This is a genomic window from Embleya sp. NPDC008237 (assembly GCF_042956465.1).
Taxonomy (GTDB): domain Bacteria; phylum Actinomycetota; class Actinomycetes; order Streptomycetales; family Streptomycetaceae; genus Embleya.
In genome coordinates, this window is the sequence record NZ_JBIBGL010000002.1 from 379,131 (window position 1) to 402,220 (window position 23,090).

At 71.5% G+C, this 23,090-nt stretch carries 19 protein-coding genes and 1 riboswitch; of the genes, 17 read left to right on the plus strand and 2 right to left on the minus strand.

Annotation, left to right across the window (positions count from 1 at the left end):
- Positions 1-32: 32 nt before the first annotated feature.
- Complete coding sequence (locus tag ACFZBU_RS04820; protein WP_391582044.1) at positions 33-944, minus strand: diiron oxygenase; 912 nt, start codon at positions 942-944, stop codon at positions 33-35.
- Between the two features lie 165 nt (positions 945-1,109).
- Here ACFZBU_RS04820 and ACFZBU_RS04825 point away from each other — a divergent pair, with 165 nt between their 5' ends.
- The 17 genes from ACFZBU_RS04825 to gcvP all read left to right on the plus strand — a co-directional run bounded on the left by ACFZBU_RS04825 (position 1,110) and on the right by gcvP (position 22,323).
- Positions 1,110-3,137: an acetoacetate--CoA ligase gene (locus ACFZBU_RS04825; RefSeq protein ID WP_391582045.1), complete on the plus strand. Its 2,028-nt coding sequence runs from the start codon at positions 1,110-1,112 to the stop codon at positions 3,135-3,137.
- Between the two features lie 106 nt (positions 3,138-3,243).
- Positions 3,244-4,605: a glycosyltransferase 87 family protein gene (locus tag ACFZBU_RS04830; RefSeq protein WP_391582046.1), complete on the plus strand. Its 1,362-nt coding sequence runs from the start codon at positions 3,244-3,246 to the stop codon at positions 4,603-4,605.
- A gap of 129 nt (positions 4,606-4,734) precedes the next feature.
- Entirely contained in the window at positions 4,735-6,171 is a 1,437-nt protein-coding gene (locus tag ACFZBU_RS04835; RefSeq protein ID WP_391582047.1) for a glycosyltransferase 87 family protein, read from the plus strand.
- Between the two features lie 69 nt (positions 6,172-6,240).
- Positions 6,241-6,897 (plus strand): CDP-alcohol phosphatidyltransferase family protein, encoded by a 657-nt coding sequence (locus ACFZBU_RS04840; protein ID WP_391582048.1) that lies wholly within the window; start codon positions 6,241-6,243, stop codon positions 6,895-6,897.
- Between the two features lie 112 nt (positions 6,898-7,009).
- Entirely contained in the window at positions 7,010-9,505 is a 2,496-nt protein-coding gene (locus tag ACFZBU_RS04845) for a sugar phosphate nucleotidyltransferase (protein ID WP_391582049.1), read from the plus strand.
- Positions 9,506-9,709: 204 nt separating this feature from the next.
- Complete coding sequence (locus ACFZBU_RS04850) at positions 9,710-10,690, plus strand: DUF881 domain-containing protein (protein ID WP_391582050.1); 981 nt, start codon at positions 9,710-9,712, stop codon at positions 10,688-10,690.
- Entirely contained in the window at positions 10,687-11,019 is a 333-nt protein-coding gene (locus ACFZBU_RS04855) for a small basic family protein (protein ID WP_020548716.1), read from the plus strand. The genes ACFZBU_RS04850 and ACFZBU_RS04855 overlap by 4 nt, the downstream gene beginning before the upstream one ends.
- A gap of 349 nt (positions 11,020-11,368) precedes the next feature.
- The gene (locus ACFZBU_RS04860) at positions 11,369-12,379 is read left to right on the plus strand and encodes a DUF881 domain-containing protein (protein WP_391582442.1); all 1,011 of its coding nucleotides are present in this window, start codon (positions 11,369-11,371) and stop codon (positions 12,377-12,379) included.
- A 74-nt stretch (positions 12,380-12,453) separates the two neighbouring features.
- A complete protein-coding gene (gcvH, locus tag ACFZBU_RS04865; protein ID WP_026217856.1) occupies positions 12,454-12,840 on the plus strand; it encodes a glycine cleavage system protein GcvH in 387 nt (128 codons plus the stop codon).
- A gap of 373 nt (positions 12,841-13,213) precedes the next feature.
- Positions 13,214-13,732: an FHA domain-containing protein gene (locus tag ACFZBU_RS04870; protein ID WP_391582051.1), complete on the plus strand. Its 519-nt coding sequence runs from the start codon at positions 13,214-13,216 to the stop codon at positions 13,730-13,732.
- A gap of 26 nt (positions 13,733-13,758) precedes the next feature.
- Positions 13,759-14,481, plus strand: coding sequence for a MerR family transcriptional regulator (locus ACFZBU_RS04875; RefSeq protein ID WP_391582052.1), 723 nt, complete (start codon positions 13,759-13,761; stop codon positions 14,479-14,481).
- Positions 14,482-14,650: 169 nt separating this feature from the next.
- On the plus strand, positions 14,651-15,124 hold the full coding sequence (locus ACFZBU_RS04880) for a bifunctional nuclease family protein (protein WP_020548711.1): 474 nt from the start codon (positions 14,651-14,653) through the stop codon (positions 15,122-15,124).
- 436 nt (positions 15,125-15,560) lie between these two features.
- Positions 15,561-16,175 carry a MerR family transcriptional regulator gene (locus ACFZBU_RS04885; protein ID WP_391582053.1) on the plus strand — a complete coding sequence of 205 codons (615 nt, stop codon included), beginning with the start codon at positions 15,561-15,563 and terminating at the stop codon, positions 16,173-16,175.
- 47 nt (positions 16,176-16,222) lie between these two features.
- Positions 16,223-16,909, plus strand: a complete 687-nt coding sequence (locus ACFZBU_RS04890; RefSeq protein WP_391582054.1) for a vancomycin high temperature exclusion protein — start codon at positions 16,223-16,225, stop codon at positions 16,907-16,909.
- A 49-nt stretch (positions 16,910-16,958) separates the two neighbouring features.
- Positions 16,959-18,308, plus strand: coding sequence for a DNA polymerase IV (locus tag ACFZBU_RS04895; RefSeq protein WP_391582055.1), 1,350 nt, complete (start codon positions 16,959-16,961; stop codon positions 18,306-18,308).
- Between the two features lie 55 nt (positions 18,309-18,363).
- Complete coding sequence (locus tag ACFZBU_RS04900; protein ID WP_391582056.1) at positions 18,364-19,056, plus strand: DUF4230 domain-containing protein; 693 nt, start codon at positions 18,364-18,366, stop codon at positions 19,054-19,056.
- A 48-nt stretch (positions 19,057-19,104) separates the two neighbouring features.
- Positions 19,105-19,201, plus strand: a riboswitch (glycine riboswitch).
- A gap of 200 nt (positions 19,202-19,401) precedes the next feature.
- Entirely contained in the window at positions 19,402-22,323 is a 2,922-nt protein-coding gene (gcvP, locus tag ACFZBU_RS04905; RefSeq protein WP_391582057.1) for an aminomethyl-transferring glycine dehydrogenase, read from the plus strand.
- A 57-nt stretch (positions 22,324-22,380) separates the two neighbouring features.
- Here the strand turns inward: gcvP and ACFZBU_RS04910 are convergent, their stop codons facing one another.
- Positions 22,381-22,971: a TetR/AcrR family transcriptional regulator gene (locus tag ACFZBU_RS04910; protein ID WP_391582058.1), complete on the minus strand. Its 591-nt coding sequence runs from the start codon at positions 22,969-22,971 to the stop codon at positions 22,381-22,383.
- Between the last annotated feature and the right edge of the window lie 119 nt (positions 22,972-23,090).

A 23,090-nucleotide genomic window follows, 5' to 3' on the forward strand; every position in this document is an offset into this window, starting at 1 on the left:
CACCCGCCGGCCCGCGACCGGCCGGCCGTCCCCTATATCTGACGTCCCATCAGTCCCGAGGCCCGCCACAACCGTTGCCCCGGCCCACCGAGCAGACCGTGCTCGTCGTAGAACGCGATCAGCCGCCGCGACCAGTGGCCCAACGTGTCCAGTCGATGCGGATTGGCGCGCGCCACCTTGTACGCCTCGCCCGCATCCAGACCCACCGCCGCATACACACCCGGATGCACCAGGCGGGTGGCGATGATGTGCGCGGCCCGGGCCAGCGCCAGCCGGGTGATCGCCCGCTCGGTCCGCGACATGTGCGGCGCGCCGCGGGCCACCTCGTCGCGGGCGTAGCGCACGTGCCGGGCCTCCTCGACCACGTGGATGCGCGCGGTCTGCCGGGTGATCGGCTGGAGCGACTCGTCGGCCATCATCTCGCGCTGCATCGTGTCCAGGACCTCCTCGGCGATCAACGCCATCGCGAAGGCCTGCACGCCCGAGCCCAGCGTCTTCATCGCCCGCGCGGCCATGTGCGCGTACGGACCGGGCCCGTACTCGGGGCAGTCCAGCTTCTCGATCAGCCTGCCGAACATGGTCGAGTGCCGGCACTCCTCGGCGATCTCCATGAACGCGTACTGCACGTGCCGCGAGGTCAGCGGGCGGTCGTAGACGTGCCGGATGAGCAACTGCATCAGCACGACCTCGAACCAGATGCCGACACTGGCCATCGAGGCCACCTCGTGCCGGGACAGGTCGATCCGCTGCCGCTCGCTCATCCGCTCCCAGATCGGCGTGCCGTACAGGCTGACCCGGTGCGCGGGCAGGAAGAACGCCCCGTTGACCAGCGGCGCGTCCCAGTCGATGTCGGTGATCGGGTCGAACGCGTGTGCGTGCGACGCGGCGAGCAGCCGCTCCGCGACGCGCTCGCGGTCGGTGACGGTGCCGTGCGTGGTGGGCATGCGAGGCCTCCTCTGCCGGGCTTGTTTCCCGTCGGTAACATCCCGCGTTCGGCGCGGCGCGTCCAGAGTGCCCACGAAGATCCTTTTGCGACCCGGTCGGGGGATGCGCGCCGGACCGCGAGATGGCAGGGTCGGGGGGCACATCGCGCGGAGGGGACATACGACATGACGGAATCGAGCGAGCGGGCCGAACTGCTGTGGCAGCCTTCGGCCGAACGGGTCGCCGCCGCGGCGGTCACCCGTTATCGCGAATGGCTCGGCGCCGAACGCGGCGTCCGGGCCGAGGACTACGCACAACTGTGGGCTTGGTCGACCACCGAGCCCGAGGCGTTCTGGACCTCGCTCTGTGACTGGTTCGAGTTGGACCTGGGCGACCGGGAGGTGGTGCTCGCCGAGCGGACCATGCCCGGGGCCCGCTGGTTCCCCGATGCCCGCCTCAACTACGCACAGCAGGTGCTGCGGCACACCGCGGACGGTGATCCCGAGCGGGCCGCGATCGTGTACCTGGACGAGGAACTGCTCCCGCGCGAGATCTCCTGGGCCGAGCTGCGCCGCCAGGTCGCCTCCTGCGCGGCCACCCTGCGCGAGTTGGGCGTGCGACCGGGCGACCGGGTGGCGGCCTACGTGCCCAACACTCCGCACGCGGTGGTCGGCCTGCTCGCCTGCGCGTCCATCGGCGCGGTCTGGTCGGCCTGTGCACCCGACTTCGGCGCACGCAGCGTGCTCGACAGGTTCCAGCAGATCGAGCCGGTCGTGCTGATCGCGGTGGACGGCTACCGCTACGGCGGCAAGGAGATCCGCCGCGCCGACGTGGTCGCCGATCTGCGCGAGGGCCTGCCGACGGTGCGACACGTGTTGCATGTGCCGCTGCTCGACGAGCCGGCGCCGGCCGACGTGCTGGCGTGGGCCGAGGTGATCGGGCGCGACGCGTCCGCCGCCGACCTCGACTTCGAGCAGGTCGGCTTCGACCACCCGCTGTGGATCCTGTACTCCTCCGGCACCACCGGCCTGCCCAAGGCGATCGTCCAGGGCCACGGCGGCATCGTGCTCGAACACCTCAAGCAGGCCGCGTTCCAGCTCGACCTGGGCCCCGAGGACCGGTTCTTCTGGTACACCTCGACCGGCTGGATGATGTGGAACATGCTCGTCGGCGGCCTGCTCGCGGGCAGCACGATCGTGCTCTACGACGGCAGCCCCGGCTACCCCGGCCCGGAGGCGCAGTGGACCGTGGTCGAGCGGGCCCGGGTGACCTGGTTCGGCACCTCCGCCGCGTACGTGATGGCCTGCCGCAAGAACGAGCTGACCCCGCGCGTCAGCCATGACCTGAGCCGGGTGCGGGCGATCGGCACCACCGGCTCCCCGCTCCCGCCGGACGGCTTCCGCTGGATCTACGACGCGGTGGGCGCGGACATGTGGCTGGCCTCGGTCAGCGGCGGCACCGACGTGTGCAGCGCCTTCGTCGGCGGCAGCCCGGACCTGCCGGTGTACCTCGGCGAGATCCAGTGCCGCGCGCTGGGCTGCGCGGTCGAGGCGTGGGACGAGGACGGCCGGTCGGTGGTGGACGAGGTCGGCGAGCTGGTGATCACCCTGCCGATGCCCTCGATGCCGGTGCACTTTTGGAACGACCCCGACGACGCGCGCTACCGGGCCAGCTACTTCGACACCTACCCGGGCGTGTGGCGGCACGGCGACTGGATCACGCTCACCGAGCGCGGCACGATCGTGGTGCACGGCCGCTCCGACTCGACGCTCAACCGCCAGGGCGTGCGGATGGGCTCCAGCGACATCTACGAGGCGGTCGAACGCCTTCCCGAGGTGCGCGAGTCGCTCGTGGTGGGTTTGGAACTGCCCGACGGCGGCTACTGGATGCCGCTGTTCGTGGTCACCGCGCCCGGGCACACCCTCGACGACACGCTCAAGGCCCGGATCCGCGCGGTGATCCGCGAGGAGGTCTCGCCGCGGCACGTGCCGGACGAGATCATCGCGGCGCCGGGCGTGCCGCACACCCTCACCGGCAAGCGCATCGAGATCCCGGTGAAGAAGCTGCTCCAGGGCCGCCGGCTGGAGGACGCGGTCAACCCGGGCTCGGTGGACGACCTCGACGTGCTCCGCTTCTACGCCGAGGTGGGCCGGTCGCGGGCCCGCGCGCAGGAGGACAAGCAGGAGACGAAGCCGGGAGAGAAGCGGGCATAGCCGGCCGAGTCGTACCAACGCCCGGTAATCATCGGAAGAACACAATAATGTGACGCGCACGGAGTAGTACGGAGCAATCGGGCGCGTCCGATGGCACGATCGATCCATGCCCGAGACGTCACGTCGCCCCCAGCGCCTTCTCGGACGTCTCCCGGCACTGGCCGCGGTCCTGGTCGTGGCATCGGTCGCCGCCTACCTCGCGTTCGCGCTGACCCGACCGGCGACCATGTGGTGGCTCGGCGACCTGCGGGTCTACCAGGCCGGCGGGCGCGCGATCGTGGAGGGCGACGGGCGGCTCTACTCGATGTCCGTCGGGACGGCACGCCTGCCGTTCACCTACACCCCGTGCGCCGCACTGCTGTTCACCCCGCTGGCGTGGCTGCCCTGGGGGGCGCTGCGCTGGGTCTCGGTCGGCGGCAACCTCGCGCTGCTGGGCATCGGCGCACACCTGGCCTGGGGCATGGCCGGGGTGCGCGGCACACGCCGACTCGGCGCCGCGGCGAGCACCGCCGCGGTCCTGCTGTGGACCGAACCCGTCCAGGAGACGCTGCGCTTCGGCCAGATCAACCTGCTCCTGCTGGCGCTGGTCCTGGCCGACCTCTCGCGCGCCCCCGGTGCCCGGTTGCGCGGCTGCGGGGTGGGCCTGGCCGCCGGGCTCAAGCTCACCCCCGCGATCGTGATCCCGTACCTGTTCCTGACCGGCCGGGTGCGCGAGGGCCGCAACGCGCTGCTCGCGCTCGGGGCGAGCCTGTTCGTCGCCTTCACCGTGCTGCCGCGCGAGTCGCTGCGCTACTGGGGCGGCCTGTTCCTCGACGACACCCGGGTCGGCCCGGCCCAGGCGCCGGGCAACCAGTCGCTGCGCGGGTTGCTGATCCGGTTCACCCATCAGATGCCCCCGCCCGGCCCGGTGTGGCCGGCCATCGCGATGGCGGTGGGGGTGGGCGGGCTCGCGCTGGCCGTGCTGGTGGCACGGGGCCGACCGGGTGATCCGCGCCGGGACCTGGCCGGGCTGTGCGTGACCGCGCTGACCGGGCTGCTCGTGTCGCCGATCTCCTGGACCCACCACTGGGTGTGGATCGTGCCCGGCGCCGTGCTCCTGGCCGACACCGCCCGCCGCCGACGCGGCCCGATCCGGCTCCCCGCCGCACTGGCCGCCTTCGCCCTGGTCGCGCTGACCGCCGCGGTCCCGGGTCGCCGAGTGGAACTCCCGGTCCCGGTACCGACCGGGCTGATCTGGCAGGTGCCCTACCGCGACGGCCGCGAACTCCGGCTCGCCGGGTGGGATCTGCTGCTCGCCGACGCGTACACTCTCGCCGGGCTCGCCGCGCTGATCACGATTGCGGTGGGCGTACCGGCGACCCGACGAAAATGGGGGAGTCGCACCGCGGAAGCCGTTACGCTCGACCCGCCGGAACCGCCGGCCCGAACGGCCCCGGGCACCACCACTCCGGCTCCGGCCAGGGCTTGAACGATCCCGACGTCGCATTCGGGGACATTCGCCGGCTTCCGGCAACCAGGCACCGGGCGGGGCCGATCCGACCGTGTGGATATCCTGACCCGGCGCCACCCGGCCAGGCGCCCATTGAACCGTGCAGTTGTGGAGTCCCCGACCGACATGTCCTTCCCCCACGTGCTCGTGACCTCCTGCCGCGAGCTCCTGACGCTCGCGCCCCGCGTCCCGTTCGGGCACGAGCGCAGCCGGGAACCCCGTCGGCCCGGTCGCGTCGCGCTCGTCGGCGGCCTCCTGCTGGTGTTGTCGCTCGGCCTGTGGGTGATGTGGACCCACCTCGGCCGCCGCGACATGTGGCACATGCTCGACCTGAGCGTCTACCACGAGGCCGCACACGCGTTCCGCGACGGCGACCAGATCTACACCGTGAACTACGGCAAGTGGACCGACAAACTGCCGTTCATCTACCCGCCGTTCTCCGGGCTGCTCTTCTACATCCTGCTCCCGCTGGGCTTCGCCGGCCTCAAGTGGTTCATGGCGGCCGTCAACCTGCTGTCGCTGTTCGCCGTCGTCTGGTCCGCGTGGGGCATGCTCGGCTATCGCCGCGGCCTGGGCCGGTTCGGCATCAGCGCGACCACCTTCGCCGCGGTGCTGTGGCTGGAGCCGGTGGAGTGGACGCTCGTCTGGGGGCAGATCAACCTCCTGCTCCTGGCCCTGATCGTGCTCGACCTGGGGCTCCCGGACAGCCGCCGATACAAGGGCATCGGGGTCGGCATCGCGGCCGGGCTCAAGCTCACCCCCGCGATCTTCATCGTCTACCTGCTGATCACCCGCAGGTTCCGGGCCGCCGCGGTGGCCGGCAGCGCGTTCCTGGGGACCATCCTGGTGGGCCTGGTCGCCGCGCCGAGCGCGTCCGTCTACTACTGGTCCCACCTCGTGTCGATCAGCGGAAAGGTCAACGACAAGCTCAGCGTGGGCACGCTCAACAACCAGTCCGTGCAGGGCATGTTCACCCGAATGCTCGGCGACGGCGGGGCGGCCTCGGTGTTGTGGCTGCTGCTGTGCCTGCTGGTCGGCACGCTCGGCCTGGTGGCCGCCGCCCGGGCGTCGCTGCGCGGCCACGAACTGGTCGGCGTGGTGATCACCGGCGGCCTGTCGCTGTTCGTGTCGCCCATCTCGTGGTCGCACCACTGGGTCTGGGTGGTGCCCGCGTTCGTCCTGCTCGCGCACGCCGCGCTGACCCTCGCCCGGCCGTTGTGGTGGTGGCTGACCGGCACGTTCTTCGTCTTCTTCGCCGCGTGGCCGATGCGGCTGAACGTGTACGGCGACTGGGACGGCTCGCGCACCCTCCAGCCCTGGGGCCTGATCTGGCTCGCCCCCCGGGACGGCAGCCGGGAACGGCACTGGACGCCGATCGAGTTCGTGCTCGGCAACGGCTACCTGTTCGCCGGGATCGCGCTGACCCTGATCCTGGTCTGGCGCATCCTGCGCGACCGCACCCCGCTGCCCACCCTCACCGAGCCGCTCGCCGAGACCGGCACGCCCGACCCGGACCCGGTGAGCAGCGGATCCGTGCGTCACTAGGCTGGATGCCGCGAACCGAACGAGCAGGACCCAGTACGAGACGGCCCACCGGCAGAAAGCAGAGGCCCCGTGGAGGCCCACGTGGACGCGGCGCCGCCGCACCCCCGGGACGGCGGCGTGGACGCTCCCAGCGACCGGGTCCTGACGATTCCCAACGCGCTCAGCTTCGCCCGCCTGCTCGGTGTCCCGGTCTTTTTGTGGCTCATCCTGGCGCCCGAATTCGGCGGGCCCAAGCACGACCTGTGGGCGCTGGCGCTGCTCATGCTCAGCGGGATCAGCGACTACCTCGACGGCAAACTGGCCCGCAGGTGGAACCAGGTCAGCAAGGTCGGCGCGATCCTGGACCCGGCCGCGGACCGGCTCTACGTGCTGGCCACCCTGGTCGGTCTGACCTGGCGCGAGATCCTGCCGATCTGGCTGACCGCGATCATCCTGGGCCGCGAACTGTTCATGGGCGTGGTGCTGCTGATCCTGCGCCGGCACCGCTACGGCGCGCTCTCGGTGAGCTTCGTCGGCAAGGCCGCGACCTTCAATCTGATGTACGCCTTCCCGCTGCTGCTGCTCAGCGACGGCACCGGACGTGTCGCAACTCTCGCCGCGATCTTCGGATGGGCGTTCGCCTGGTGGGGTACTGCGCTGTACTGGTGGGCAGGAGTCCTCTACGCAGCCCAGGCCAAACACCTCGTGGCCGCGGACAAGGCGAGTCGCGCAGCGACCGCCGGGTAGCGCAGGGATCGCCGGACACCGAGGCGATATCCACGTACTGAAGGCACGCCACCCGGCCCCGGCAGTTCAGCCGTGGGTGCGGGTGGTGTGACGCGATAGGAGGACGAGACCGATGAAGGCCGTCGTCATGGCCGGAGGCGAGGGCACCCGCCTGCGCCCGATGACCTCCAGCATGCCCAAGCCGCTTCTGCCGGTGGTGAACCGGCCGATCATGGAGCACGTGCTACGGCTCCTGAAGCGGCACGGGCTTTCCGAGACCGTGGTCACCGTCCAGTTCCTTGCGTCGTTGGTTCGCAACTACTTCGGCGACGGCGAAGAACTCGGGATGACCCTGACATACGCGAACGAGGAGACCCCGCTCGGCACCGCGGGCAGCGTCAAGAACGCCGAGGAGGCGCTCAAGGACGACACGTTCCTGGTCATCTCCGGCGACGCGCTCACCGACTTCGACCTGACCGCGCTCGTGGAGTACCACCGCGCCAAGGGCGCGATGGTCACCGTGTGCCTGACCCGGGTGCCCGACCCCCTCGAGTTCGGCATCACGATCATCGACGACGAGGGCCGGGTGGACCGATTCCTGGAGAAGCCGACCTGGGGTCAGGTCTTCTCGGACACGGTCAACACCGGCATCTACGTGATGGAGCCCGAGGTCTTCGACTACGTCGCCGCGGGCGTGTCCGTGGACTGGTCGGGCGACGTGTTCCCCAAGCTGCTCAAGGAGGGCAAGCCGATCTACGGCTACGTCGCCGAGGGCTACTGGGAGGACGTGGGCACCCACGAGAGCTACCTCAAGGCGCAGGCCGACGTGCTCACCGGCAAGGTCGACGTGGACATCGACGGCTTCGAGCTCTCCCCGGGCGTATGGGTCGCCGAGGGCGCCGAGGTGGACCGGGACGCGATTCTCAAGGGGCCGCTGTACATCGGCGACTACGCCAAGGTCGAGGGCGGCGTGGAGATCCGCGAGCACACCGTGCTCGGGTCCAACGTCGTGGTCAAGCGCGGCGCCTTCCTGCACAAGGCGGTCGTGCACGACAACGTCTACATCGGCCCGCAGACCAACCTGCGCGGCTGCGTGATCGGCAAGAACACCGACGTGATGCGCGCCGCCCGGATCGAAGAGGGCGCGGTGATCGGCGACGAGTGCCTGATCGAGGAGGAGTCCCTGGTCGCCGGGGACGTGCGGATCTACCCGTTCAAGACGATCGAGGCCGGCGCGGTCGTCAACACGTCGGTGATCTGGGAGTCGCGCGGCCAGAAGTACCTGTTCGGCCCGCGCGGGGTCTCCGGCATCCTCAACGTCGAGATCACCCCCGAGCTGGCGGTGCGCCTGGCCGGCGCATACGCCACCACGCTCAAGAAGGGCGCCACCGTCACCACCGCGCGCGACCACTCGCGTGGTGCCCGGGCACTCAAGCGGGCGGTCATCTCCGCGCTCCAGACCTCCGCGATCAACGTGCGCGACCTGGAGAACGTGCCGATGCCGGTGGCCCGCCAGGAGACCGCGCGCGGCTCGGCCGGCGGGATCATGATCCGCACCACGCCCGGGGTGCCGGACTCGGTGGACATCATGTTCTTCGACGAGCGCGGAGCGGACCTGTCCCAGGCCGCCCAGCGCAAGCTCGACCGGGTCTTCTCCCGCCAGGAGTATCGCCGCGCCTTCCCCGGCGAGATCGGCGAACTGACCTTCCCCGCACGTCCGTTCGACAGCTACTCGGGCTCGCTGCTGAAGGCCCTGGACATCACCGGCGTGCCCGAGTCCGGGCTCAAGGTGGTGGTGGACGCCGCGCACGGCAACGCCGCCCTGCTGCTGCCCAGCATCCTGGGCCGGCTGGGCATCGACGCGCTCACCGTCAACTCCGGCCTGGACGACGCCCGGCCCACCGAGACCGCGGACGAGCGGCACGAGGGGTTGCTGCGGCTGGGCGAGCTCGTGGCCTCGTCCAAGTCCGGGTTCGGCGTGCGGTTCGACCCGGTCGGCGAGCGCATGTCGCTGGTGGACGAGCGGGGCCGGATCATCGACGACCACCGTGCCCTGCTGGTACTGCTGGACTGCGTCGCGGCCGAGCGCGGCGGCGGGAAGATCGCGCTGCCGGTGACCACGACCCGGATCGCCGAGCAGGTCGCCGCCTATCACGGGGTCCAGGTGCAGTGGACCACCACGTCGCCGGACGACCTCGCGCGCGTGGCCATGTCCGACGACACGATCTTCGGCGGCGACGGCCGCGGCGGGTTCGTGATCCCCGAGTTCAGCACCGTCTTCGACGGCACCGCCGCGTTCGTCCGGCTGATCGGGCTGGTTGCCCGGACCCAGCTGACGCTGAGCCAGATCGACGCGCGCATCCCGCGTGCACACGTGCGCCGGCGGGACGTACCGACGCCGTGGGCGGCCAAGGGCATGGTCATGCGCCGGGTCGTGGAGGCGGCGGGCGACCGCGAGATCGACACCACCGACGGCGTCCGGGTCGTGGAGGCCGACGGGCGCTGGGCCCTGGTGCTGCCGGACCCGGCCGAGGCGGTCACCCACGTGTGGGCCGAGGGCCCGGACGACGACGCCGCGGACGAACTCCTGGACGAGTGGAGCCGGGTCGTGGAGCACGCCGGCGACTGACCGGATGTCTCCGGGCCCGCCGACGCCGGCGGGCCCGGTAGCGGTCTTGTAGGGTCTTCCCCGGCCGTGGATCGCCTGCCGCGATCCGCGGCCGGACCCGGTGTCGGACCCTGCATCGAGCACTCCGTCGGGCATGGAACGATGGGGCGCATGTCATCGCGGGAGACACCAGGCACGAGCCGGTACAGGCGGCCGGACGCCTCGATGTCCCTGCTCGTGGACATGATGACGAACAGCCTGGACGCGGGCTACGCGGAGGCCACCGCCCGTCGTGCGGTGCGCGGGGACACCGGGATGAACAAGGGCCCGCTGGCCCGCGTGCTGGCCGTGGTCGGGGTCGCGCTGATCGCGATGATCCTGATGGTGGCCGCGATGAAGGTGCACGCCGCCGCTCCGCAGGCCGAGCGGGAGCGCCACCAGTTGGTGGACCGGATCCACACCGACGAGGCCGAGGTGGACGCGCTCACGGCCACCGTCGAGCGGTTGCGCGACGAGGTCGACGCGATCCAGGAGGTCTCGCTGCCCAAGGCAGCCAAGGACCGGGTGCAACTGCTCGCGCTGCTCACCGGATCCGACCCGGTCGAGGGTCCGGGCCTGAAGGTGATCGCGGACGACGCCAAGGGATCGGACAACTCGGACGGCTCGACCGACCCGCGCCAGGCCGAGGCGGCGGCGAACGGCCGGATCCTGGACCGCGACCTCCAGCGCCTGGTGAACGGCCTGTGGAAGGCCGGCGCCGAGGCCATCTCGATCAACAACCAGCGGCTGACCGCGCTGTCGGCGATCCGCGCCGCGGGCGCCTCGATCCTGGTCGACAACCGGCCGCTGGCTCCGCCGTATACGATCCTGGCGATCGGTGACGCGAAGCCGATGCAGGTCGAGTTCATGGTCGGCGCGGACGGGCGCTATCTGCGCCAGCTGCAAGAGAACTTCGGGATCCGGATCAACCTGAGCGCACAGAAGAAGCTCAAGCTGCCGGCCGCGCTGGGCACCTCGCTGCGCTACGCGGACGCCCCGGGCAGCGCGCCCGCGAGCCCGCCGCCGAGCGCACCGGCGAAGCAGACCCCGAGCACACCGCCCGCCACGCCCACGGGCCGCAGCGGGCCGCCGCCGAGCGGTTCGGCCTCGCCGGCCGGCTCGCCGACAGCGTCGCAGAAGCAGACCGAACGAAAGGGTAAACAGTGATCGCGGTCCTCGGCCTGGTCCTCGGGGTCGTGGTCGGGTACCTCGCCCGACCCGTGATCCCGCACGAGCTGGAGCCGTACCTGCCCATCGCGGTGGTGGCCGCGCTGGACGCGGTCTTCGGCGGGCTGCGCGCACTGCTCGACGGCATCTTCGACGACAAGGTCTTCGTGGTCTCGTTCCTGTCGAACGTGGTCGTCGCCGCGCTGATCGTCTTCCTCGGCGACAAACTGGGCGTCGGCGCACAGCTGTCCACCGGCGTGGTGGTCGTGCTCGGCATCCGGATCTTCTCCAACGCGGCGGCCATCCGCCGACACGTCTTCCGGGCCTGACGGGGAGTCACACATGGCCGACGAAACGGACGAGACGCGCGGGCGGCATGCCCGCCACGACGAGGACCCCCGCGAGCTGGGCATCCCGCGCACCGCCGAGGAGCCCGCACCCGAACCCGTGCCCGAACCCATGCCCGCACCCGGACCCATGCCCGAACCCGTGCTCGGGCCCGAACCCGAGCCGGAACCCGAGACGCCGTCCACGCGCAAGCCCACGGTCGAGACCCGGCGCCCGGTCGACCTCTACCACGAGGGTCGGCACATCCGGGAGCGGATCCGCGAGCAGGCCGCCGAGGTGACCTCGGAGATCCCGCCGATCACCGCGCCGGTCCGCGAAACGGCGCACGAGATGCGGGAGGCGCCGCCGGCGTCCCGGCCGCAGCCGGACCCCAGGGCGCCGCGCGTGCCGATACCGCCACTGGTGCCCGCCGCGCCCGCGCACGGGGCGTCCCGGCCGGGTGAGGCACCGGGACCGCGGGTCGCACGCGAGCCGGGAGATGCGCGCGATCCGCGTGCCCCGCTCGCGCCGCCGCACGCGGGAGCGCACGCGGCGCGCGACACGCCCGAGACGGAAACGGATTCGAACGCGGTTTCCGAGCCGCACACGCACGACCCGGTGAACGATCAGCCGGGCCGGCGCAGGCTGCTCGACGCGTTCTGGCCGCCGCGCGTGAGCCGGGCTCAACTCGTGGGCGCCGTGCTGCTGTTCGCGCTCGGCGCGGGGCTGGCCATCCAGGTGCGCTCGAACACCGAGTCGGACCCGCTGCGCGGCGCGCGGCAGGAGGACCTGGTCCGGGTCCTGGACGAACTCGGCGAGCGCACCCGGCGGTTGGAGGACGAGAAGCACCGCCTGGAGAACAGCCGTACCCAGCTGCAGAACAGCAACGACCGGGTCCAGGAGGCGCGTGAGCAGAACGAGGCCAAGGCGGACGCCCTGGGCGTGCTCGCGGGTACCGTCAAGGCCACCGGGCCCGGCATCACGCTGACCATCACCGACCCGCAGCGCACGGTCAGCGGCGACGTGCTGCTGGACACGCTCCAGGAGCTGCGCGCGGCCGGTGCCGAGGTGATCCAGATCAACGACGTGCGCGTGGTGGCGGGCACCTGGTTCAACGGCACACCGCCCGGCGACATCGTGATCGACGGCACCAAGGTGCTCCCGCCGTACGTGTTCAAGGTGATCGGAAATCCGCAGGATCTCCAGCCCGCGCTGAACATCCCCGGGGGCGTGGTGAAGACCCTGGAGAAGAAGCAGGCGGGGGCCATCGTCACCCCCTCGCAGGAGGTGCTGATCGACGCCTTGCGGCCTGCGAACAAGCCTGGTTACGCTCGCTCGGCACCGGGCGCCGGTAACGGGTGAGCACACCTGACAGAATCAGTCCGCCGGTCGCCGTCGGTGCATCACTCATCAGGCAAGAAGGGCAGGCTGTCCGCATGTACCCCGCAGATCTCGCGTACACGACGGAGCACGAATGGGTGCGCGTCATGGAAGAGATCTCCGGGACGGTGCGGATCGGCATCACCGAATTCGCGCAGGACGCGCTCGGTGACATCGTCTACGTCACGCTGCCGCCGGTCGGCACTCGCGTCGTGGCCGGACAGCCCTGCGGCGAACTGGAATCGACCAAGAGTGTCAGCGACCTCTTCGCGCCACTCGACGGCGTCGTGACCACCGTCAACGACGTGCTCGACGGCGCACCGGAGTTGGTCAACTCCGATCCCTACGGCGACGGTTGGATGTTCGAGGTGCGCCTCGACGATCCCGCCGCACCGGCCGCGCTCTTGGACGCGGCCGCCTATCAGAACAGCCTTGGCTCCTGACGGCCCGGCGAAGCGGTAGGCAGTCCATCACCACGACCCACTCCTCCTGCCCCACGGGCGGGCCAGGTTCTCTCGGGGAGGTTCGCCCGTGAAGTTGTTCGCGAAATTGTTCGGTCGTTCCCGTCGCTCCGGCGACGCGCCGGCTGCCGATGCGGGGAGGGCCGGCAACCCGCCGCCCGCCCCGCCGACGATGCCGCCGGGCACCCCCTACGGGGCGTCCGCCGGCTCACCTCCCGCACCCGCTCCGCCGCTGGGCGAGTCCGACGCGACCGCCGGGCATGTCGCTGTTGACCACGAACACACGGCGCGCATAAGTTTCGGGCAACTCTCGACCGAAGGTCGAGGTTCGACCGGAACGGGTCAGGAGGCCGACGTGGTGGTCTGCGGCACGTGTGGGCATCACAATCCGCCCGGTGGCCGGTTCTGCTCCAACTGCGGCGCACGCCTGGGTGCGGGTGCCGAGCGTGCGTCCGAGCAGACCTCGACCATCTCGATCAGCGGCATCGAGGCGCTGGACGCGGAACCCGCGCCCCGCGAGATCCTCACCCCCGAGGCGCAGGCCGCGGTGGACGCGCTTCCGCCGGGTACCGCGTTGCTCGTGGTGCGCCGGGGCCCCAACTCGGGCAGCCGCTTCCTGCTCGACTCGGACCGCACCACGGCCGGTCGGCATCCGCAGAGCGACATCTTCCTCGACGACGTGACGGTCTCGCGCAAGCACGCCGAGTTCCGTCGCACCGCCGGCGGCTTCGCGGTCGCCGACGTGGGCAGCCTGAACGGCACCTACGTGGGTCGCGAGCGGATCGACGAGGTCCCGCTGACACCGGGCGACGAGGTGCAGATCGGCAAGTACCGACTGGTCTTCTTCCCCAGTCGGCAAGGGCAGATCGGGTGAGTCCGGCGGCGGCCGGATCGGTCTCCTTGAGCATCGGCGGGGTGTTGACCCTGCTGCGTCCCGAGTTTCCGGACATCAGCATCTCCAAGATCCGGTTCCTCGAGGCGGAGGGGCTCATCGAGCCGCAGCGGAGCCCGTCGGGCTATCGCAAGTTCGGCGCCGCCGACATCGAACGTCTGCGCTACGTGCTGCGCGTGCAGCGCGACCGCTATCTGCCGCTCCGGGTGATCAAGGATCAACTGGACGCGATGGATCGCGGACTCGAACCGGCCGGCCCGACCCCGGCCGAATCCGAGCGCTCCGAGGACGCCGACGGCGATCCGGGGTCGGCCGGTCGGGACGGCACCACGGTGCTGCTCGACCGGCCGGGCCTGATCGCCGCGGCCGGCATCCAGGACGTGGACCTGGCCCGGCTGGAGGAGTTCGGCCTGATCCAGCCGCACCGTCCGCGGCCCGGCGGCACCGAGGCCGAGCACGCGGTGGTCTACGACGGCGACGCGCTCGTGGTGGCCCGCCTGGTGGCCGCGCTGGGCCGCTACGGCGTCGAACCGCGGCACCTGCGGCAGACCAAGGCCGCCGCGGACCGCGAGGCCGCGCTGGTCGAACAGATCGTCGCGCCGCTCCTGCACCGCCGGGGCGCGCGGGCCAAGGCGGGCGCCGAGGAGACCGTGCGCGACCTGCTCGCGCTCACCTCGCGACTGCACACCGTCCTGGTCACCACCGCGCTCGCGCCCCGGCTGGGCCGCTGAGCGGGCCGGCATCCGCCCGGCGCCGGTCCCGACGGTGCGGCGTGCCGGGGTCGACCGGTGTGCTGTGTCGGGGTCGACATTCCGCCCCACGAAGAAAAAACGACGAATCCCCGACCTATTCGGCCCCCGGGGATCGGTGACCGACAGCCCGGCGCGCTAGTGTGGCGATGTGAACGAGCTAGAGGTTGTGGGCGTCCGGGTGGAGATGCCCTCTAACCAGCCGATCGTGCTCCTACGGGAGACGGGGGGCGATCGTTATCTCCCCATCTGGATCGGCCCGGTAGAGGCGACGGCCATCGCGTTCGCCCAACAGGGCGTGGTACCCGCGCGTCCTCTGACGCACGATCTCTTCCGGGACGTGCTGGAGGCGCTGGGACAGGAATTGACCCAGATCCGGATCACCGACCTGCGCGAGGGCGTTTTCTACGCCGAGCTGGTCTTCTCCGGCGGCGTGGAGGTCAGCGCGCGCCCGTCGGATGCGATCGCGCTCGCGCTGCGGACCGGGACGTCGATCGTCGGCAGCGACGCGGTCCTGGACGAGGCGGGCATCGTGATCCCCAACGAGCAGGAGGACGAGATCGAGAAGTTCAGGGAGTTCCTGAACGACATCTCGCCCGAGGACTTCGGCACCACGAGCCAGTAGTCGGCCCGCCCGGCCCGGTGCGCGTCCGAAGCCGCCGACCGTCCCTGCCCGCCGTCCTCGGCGAGGGGTACCGGTCGGCGGTTTTTGCGTCCCGGTACCGGTCGGCCGGTCGGCGGCCGCGGACGCGCACCGGGCCGGCCGGCCGCGACGCGGACCCCGACGCACCTGCGGTCGAAGCCGGTCCGGCTCGATCCGTTTCGATCAGTGGCAAAGCGGCCAGACCTACCCCTGGCACAGGGGTTCAAACCACTCGTGCGAGGAGCGTCACTCGGCGTGCCGAACGGCCCGGTCGTTGACGCGCTGTTGGTGACTGCCTACCGTCGAAAACGACAGTTCCGGGATGACCCCTGCGCGTTGCACCTCGCCGCCTGCGGCCCGGGACTGAAGAGACTCGCCGCGCCGTACTCGGGCGCGGGGAGACGAAAGGGAGGTCGGCGTGAGCAGCACCGGCGACATCACGGCGGCGGAACGCGCCCGCACGGCACGTCCTCTGCCGGCGACCGATCCCGGTGCGGGCCCCCGGCGGCAGGACGTCTCGCCGGCCGGCACGCCGTCGGAGGACGTCGGCTACCGCGGCCCGACGGCATGCGCGGCGGCCGGCATCACCTACCGCCAACTCGACTACTGGGCGCGCACCGGCCTGGTCGAGCCCACGGTCCGCCCGGCCCACGGCTCGGGCACCCAACGTCTGTACGGCTTCCGCGACATCCTGGTGCTCAAGATCGTCAAGCGGCTCCTGGACACCGGAGTCTCGCTGCAGAACATCCGGATCGCGGTGGCCCACCTGCGCGGTCGCGGGATCGGCGACCTGGCCGGGATGACGCTGATGAGCGACGGCGCCAGTGTGTACGAGTGCACGTCGTACGACGAGGTCATCGATCTGGTCCAGGGCGGCCAGGGGGTCTTCGGGATCGCCGTGGGGGCGGTCTGGCGCGAGGTCGAGGGCTCGCTCGCACAACTCCAGGGCGAGCACACCGGCACCGGAGAGACGATCACGCAGGTCCATCCGGGTGACGAGTTGGCGCGCAGGCGGCGCGACAAGGCGGTCTGAGCCGCCCGCGGCGGATGGGAACCGGGCCGACGGGCAGGAACGTCCCCATGGACGTGATCATTCGCCGGCCGACCCTGCCGCGCTCGCGGCGAGCCCAACGACGCGGTTATCAGGCCGCCGTCCTGCTCACCGTGGCCGGGCTGGCCCCGATCACGGGGCTGCACCTGTACGCCGGGAACCGGGTCCGCTCGCCCGCCGACGTGCCGTATCAGGACGTCACGATGGTGCTCGGCGCGGGCGTGCACGGGGACCGGCCGTCCGATCTGCTGGCCCGCCGACTGGACGTGGCCCTGGGTTTGTACCGGGCCGGCCGGACCCGGGTGATCCTGGTCAGCGGCGACGGCGGCGGCAACCGCTACGACGAGACCGGGGTGATGCGGCGCTACCTCGTGGACCGGGGGATACCGCGACATCGGATCGTGACCGACGAATCGGGATTCTCCACCTGGGAATCCTGCATCCGGGCGAAGCGCGTCTACGGGATCGACCGGGTCATCGTGGTCACGCAGAGCTTCCATCTGCGGCGTGCGCTCGGACTGTGCCGGGCCGCCGGGATATCCGCGTACGGCGTCCCGGACGAGTCCTTCACGTGGGGCCACATCGGGCCCACCGTGTACGGCACCGGGCGCGAGGTGCTCGCCGCGTTCAAGGCGACCGGTCAAATCGTGCTCAAACCCGATCCACGCGCCCGCGACCCGAAGAACGACGAGATCCGCCGCGCCCTGGGCGACTGAGCGCGCGAACGCACCCGGATGTCGGTTCCGTGCGTCATCATTGCGCGGTGTGAGACAGGCCCCGGGCATCCTTCACCTCGACATGGACGCGTTCTACGCGTCGGTCGAGCAGGTGGCGAAGCCCAGCCTGGCCGGCAAGGCGGTGATCGTCGGCGGCATCGGCGCGCGCGGCGTGGTGGCCACCGCCTCGTACGAGGCCCGCGTGTTCGGCGTGCGCTCGGCGATGTCGATCGGCGAGGCCCGCCGACGCTGCCCCAACGCCGCCTTCCTCAGCCCGCGCTTCGCGCTGTACCGCCAGGTCAGCGACACCGTGATGGAACTGCTGCACCGGCTGTCCCCGCTGGTGGAGCCGCTCAGCCTGGACGAGGCGTTCGTCGACCTGGAGGCGGGCCCGCACGGCGGCACGCTGGACACCGAACGGGTCACCGAGATCGCCGTACGCCTGCGCGCGGACATCCACGCGGCCACCGGGCTGACCTGCTCGGTCGGCGCGGCCACCTCCAAGCTGCTGGCCAAGATCGCGTCCGAGGCGGACAAGCCGGACGGGCTGTGCGTGGTGGCACCCGGCGCCGAGCGGGCGATGCTGGACCCGCTGCCGGTGCGCGCACTGCCCGGGGTCGGCCCGGCCACCGGCGACGTGCTGCGCCGGGCCGGTCTGGACACCGTGGCCGATCTGGCCGCCGTCGACGAGAGCGAACTGGTCCGACTGCTGGGCCAGGCACACGGCCACGGCCTGCATGTGCTGGCCGCCGGGCTGGACGCCCGCCCGGTGGTCGCCGACCGGGACGCCAAGTCGGTGTCGGTGGAGGACACCTTCGCCACCGACCTGGTGGACCGCGAGCGCATCACGCGGGAGCTGGACCGGCTCTCGATCCGGTGCGTGGAGCGGCTGCGCGCCGCCGGGCGCTCCGGGCGCACGATCGTGCTCAAGCTGCGCCGCTACGACTTCAGCACGCTGACCCGCTCGGAGACGCTGCGCGGGCCCACCGACGATCCGGGCGTGGTGCGCGAGACGATCCGCCGACTGGCCGCGCAGGTGGACGTCACGGGCGGCGTGCGGCTGCTCGGGGTGGGCGTGAGCGGCCTGGCCGATTTCGCCCAGCAGGACCTGTTCGGCGCGGCCGAGCCCGGGGCCGGCGAGCCGATCGAGGATGACCCGGAGGGCGACGCGGAGCCGCTCGTCGAGGCCGTCCCGGAGCGGGTCTCCTGGTCGCCGGGCCAGGACGTGGTGCACGAGGAGTTCGGACCCGGCTGGGTGCAGGGCAGCGGCGTCGGTCGGGTCACCGTGCGGTTCGAGGTGCCGGGCGGTCGGCCGGGCCGGGTGCGCACGTTCGTGATCACCGATCCGGCGCTGCGACCGGGGGAACCGATTCCGCTACCCGCCGCCGACCGGGGATAGCCGCCGGGATCCGGGGCAGGCGCGGGTCACACGACTCCTCGGGGGTGTCCCCACCATGACTGATGTCAAAGAGCGGCCGGCGCGAGGGCAGGGTGCCTTCCGATCGGTTCGCCGCAGGCTCGGCCTGCCCGCCTTCCTGGTCACACTCCTGGTCGGCTTCATCGTGCTGGCCCTGGTGCTGGTCGGGCTGGTCAATCTGTTGCCGGGCAAGTTCAACCCGTTCGGCGAGACCACCAAGGACCACAGCGGACCGGTGATGCTCAAGGCCGTGCAGGATCTCAGCCGCTACGAGGCGGTCAGCGGCACCTTCCAGGTCGTCGTGGACCTGGAGAAGGACGCCAAGTTCCTTCCGGACGCCGTCCGCGGCCAGCGCACGCTGTTCATCGGGGTCGGCCAGGTCGGCGGCTTCGTGGAGTTCGGCGGGATCGGCCAGGACGCGATCCAGACCTCGCCGGACAACAAGAGCGTGACCATCAAGCTCCCGCACGCGCGGCTCGCGCCCGCGGCGCTCGACCAGAAGAACAGCCACGTGATCGCCCAGGACCGGGGCCTGTTCGACCGCCTCGGCGACTTCTTCTCCGGCAATCCCGCCGACCAGCAGCAGCTCTACGTGCTGGCGACCAAGAAGATCGACGACGCGGCGAAGACCGCCGGACTGCTGGAGCGCGCCGAGCGCAACACCACCAACATGCTCCAGGGGATGATGCGATCCCTGGGTTACACCACGACCACTGTGACCTACGCCTAGTGCGCGGGCCCTTTCGAGGGTCACGCTGATACCGTTGAGGTCGCCCATTACGTTCGCGCGGGAGAGTCCTCGTGTCGTGTACACGGGGCGCCGAAGGAGCAACTCCTCCCCGGAATCTCTCAGGCACCCGTACCGCGTGGTCGTGGGCACTCTGGAAAGCAGGATCCGCACGTGGCTCGCCGAGTCGGGTCGGATCCTCGCCGACGGTGCAAATCGCGCCCGTGGGAACCGGTTCGACCGGTGCCCCGGGCGCGGTGAAGCTCTCAGGTACAGATGACAGAGGGGGAGGCCGGTGGGCGCGCGACCCGCGTGTCCGTCCAGGAGCGATCCAGGAGGCCTTTCGCGATGACCCCGCGCACCCCTGCCCCGACGCGTGCTCACGCCGTACTCCCCTCCGGTCCCGGCTCGTTGACCGGCCTGGAGGCCGCGTCGCCGTTCACCGGCCGGCACATCGGTCCGGACGCCGACGAGCAGGCGAAGATGCTCGCCGCGATCGGTTACGGATCCCTGGACGAGTTGACCGACGCGGCGGTGCCCGCCGCGATCCGCGCGCTGGAGGGCTTCGAACTGCCCGCCGCGCGCTCCGAGGCCGAGGTGCTCGCCGAACTGCGCGAGCTGGCCTCCCGCAACACCGTGCTGACCTCGATGATCGGGCTCGGCTACCACGGCACCTTCACCCCGCCGGTGATCACCCGGAACGTGCTGGAGAACCCCGCCTGGTACACGGCCTACACGCCCTACCAGCCGGAGATCTCGCAGGGCCGGCTGGAGGCGCTGCTCAACTTCCAGACCGTGGTCACCGACCTGACCGGCCTGGACGTGGCCGGCGCCTCGCTGCTCGACGAGGCCACCGCCGCCGCCGAGGCGATGACCCTGGCCCGACGGGCCGGTCGGGCCAAGAGCGACGTGTTCGTCGTGGACGCGGCCACCCTGCCGCAGACCGTCGCCGTGGTGCGCACGCGGGCGCAGGCGCTGGGCATCGAGGTCGTGGTCGCCGACACCACCGACGGATTGCCCGAGGGCGGCTGCTTCGGCGTGCTGCTCCAATACCCCGGCGCCGACGGCCGGGTCCGCGACCTGACCCCGGTGATCGAGGCGGCGCACGCACAGGGCGCGCTGGTGGCGGTCGCTGCCGACCTGCTCGCGCTCACCGTGCTGCGTGCGCCGGGCGCGATGGGCGCCGACATCGCGGTCGGCACCACTCAGCGGTTCGGCGTGCCGATGGCCTTCGGCGGTCCGCACGCCGGATACATGGCGGTCCGCGAGAAGCTCACCCGCAGCATGCCGGGCCGGCTGGTCGGGGTGTCCGTGGACGCCGACGGCGCGCCCGCCTACCGGCTCGCGCTACAGACCCGCGAACAGCACATCCGCCGGGAGAAGGCGACCAGCAACATCTGCACCGCGCAGGTCCTGCTGGCCGTGATGGCCGGGATGTACGCGGTCTACCACGGGCCGGACGGGCTCACCTCGATCGCCCGCCGCACCCACCGCTACACGGCCGTGCTCGCGGCCGGGCTGCGGGCGGGCGGCGTCGAGGTCGTGCACGGCGACTTCTTCGACACGATCACCGTGCGCGTGCCGGGTCGGGCCGCGCAGGTGCTCGCCGCCGCCCGCGCGGCCGGGATCAACCTGCGTCCCGTGGACGCCGACCACGTGGGGATCACCTGCGACGAGACCACCCTGCGGGCGCACGTCGAGGCGGTCTGGGGAGCGTTCGGGGTCACCGGCGACGTGGCCGCGCTGGACGCGGACACCGCCGACGCGCTGCCGCAGCCGCTGCTGCGCGACACCGAGTTCCTGACCCACCCGGTCTTCCACACGCACCGCTCCGAGACCGACATGCTGCGCTACCTCAAGCGGCTGGCGGACAAGGACTACGCACTCGACCGGGGCATGATCCCGCTCGGCTCGTGCACGATGAAGCTCAACGCCACGGTCGAGATGGAACCGATCACCTGGCCCGAGTTCGCGAACCTGCACCCGTTCGCGCCGGTGGAGCAGGCCGCGGGATACCTGGAGCTGATCGACGGCCTGGCCGACTCGCTGGCCCGGATCACCGGCTACGCCAAGGTCTCGCTCCAGCCCAACGCCGGCTCGCAGGGCGAGTTGGCGGGCCTGCTCGCGGTGCGCGCCTACCACCGGGCCAACGGCGACACCGGCCGCGACGTGTGCCTGATCCCCTCCTCCGCGCACGGCACGAACGCGGCCAGCGCGGTGATGGCGGGCATGCGCGTCGTGGTGGTCAAGACCGGCGAGAACGGCGACGTGGACCTGGCCGACCTGCACGACAAGATCGAGCGGCACCGGGACACGCTCGCGGTGCTGATGGTGACCTACCCGTCCACGCACGGCGTGTTCGAGGAGGGCATCGAGCAGGTGTGTGCGGCCGTCCACGAGGCCGGCGGCCAGGTCTACGTGGACGGCGCGAACCTGAACGCGCTGGTCGGGCTGGCCCAGCCGGGCGGCGCGATCGGCGCCGACGTATCGCACCTGAACCTGCACAAGACTTTCTGCATCCCGCACGGCGGCGGCGGTCCGGGCGTGGGCCCGGTCGCGGTGCGCGCGCACCTGGCGCCGTACCTGCCCAACCACCCGCTCCAGCCCACCGCGGGCCCGGAGACCGGCGTGGGGCCGATCTCGGCCGCTCCGTGGGGCTCGGCGGCGATCCTGCCGATCCCGTGGACGTACCTGCGGCTGATGGGCCCGGACGGGCTCAAGGAGGCCACCCAGGTCGCGGTGCTGGGCGCCAACTACATCGCCAAGCGGCTCGCACCGCACTTCCCGGTGCTCTACACCGGCCCGAACGGCCTGGTCGCGCACGAGTGCATCATCGACGTGCGGGGGATCACCAAGACCGCCGGGGTCAGCGTCGACGACGTCGCCAAGCGGCTGATCGACTACGGGTTCCACGCGCCGACCATGTCGTTCCCGGTGCCCGGCACGCTGATGATCGAGCCGACGGAGAGCGAGAACCTGCACGAGATCGACCGGTTCTGCGACGCGATGATCGCGATCAAGGGCGAGATCGACCGGGTCGCGTCGGGTGAGCTGCCCGCCGACGACAACCCGCTCGGCAACGCGCCGCACACCGCCGAGCTGCTCGCCGGCGAGTGGACGCACGCCTACACCCGGGCGGAGGCGGTCTTCCCGGCCGGTGTGGTGCCGGCCGAGAAGTACTGGCCGCCGGTGCGCCGGATCGACGGCGCCCAGGGCGACCGCAACCTGGTCTGCTCGTGCCCGCCGATCGAGGCGTACGGCAACAACTGACCCGAACCGGGCGCGGCCCGCTCTCGATCGTGGACGTCCCGACCGCGGGCGAAGCGATCAGGGGCGGGCCGCGCCGTGGGTCAGCAGGTGGGCCACCGACGCGGCGAACCCCGGTTTGGCGGCCAGGTCGCTGCCCAGGACGCCGAACATCAACGCGCCGCTGAGCGATTCGAAGAGCAGGTCGGCGTCCACGTCCGGGCGGGCCTGGCCGCGCGCGACCGCGTCCGCCACGAACGCCCGGAAGATCGCCCGGACCGGATCCATCCGGGCCACGAGCAGTTCCTTGAGCTCGGGCTGGTCGCGGTACTCGGCGAGCAGCCCCGGCACCGCGGCCGCGGTCTCCGGGCGACGGAACGACTCCAGCGCGGCCTCGGCGAAGCGCAGTACGCCGGTCGCGAAGTCCTCGTGCGGCAGCGGCCGAAAGCTCATCTCGCGGGCCGGGTAGACCGCCTCGTGCACCAGGTGCGCCTTCGAGGGCCAGCGGCGGTACACGGTCGGCCTGGTCACGCCCGCCCGGCGGGCGACGGCGTCGATGCTGACCCGGTTGTAGCCCTGCTCGGCGACCAGCTCGCGGGCCGCGGCCAGGATCAGTTCGTCGGTGCGTGGATCACGCGGGCGACCGGGCCGAGGGGTGCCGCCAGTGCCCATGGGGATGGAACTCCCAGTCGTCGTCGCGCCCGACATCGTGTCGCCGCAGATCGCATGTTGCCGCTCGGACTGTATCGGGAAGGCGGCCCGACCGGCCCCGGGCAGGCAAGAGCCGGAGG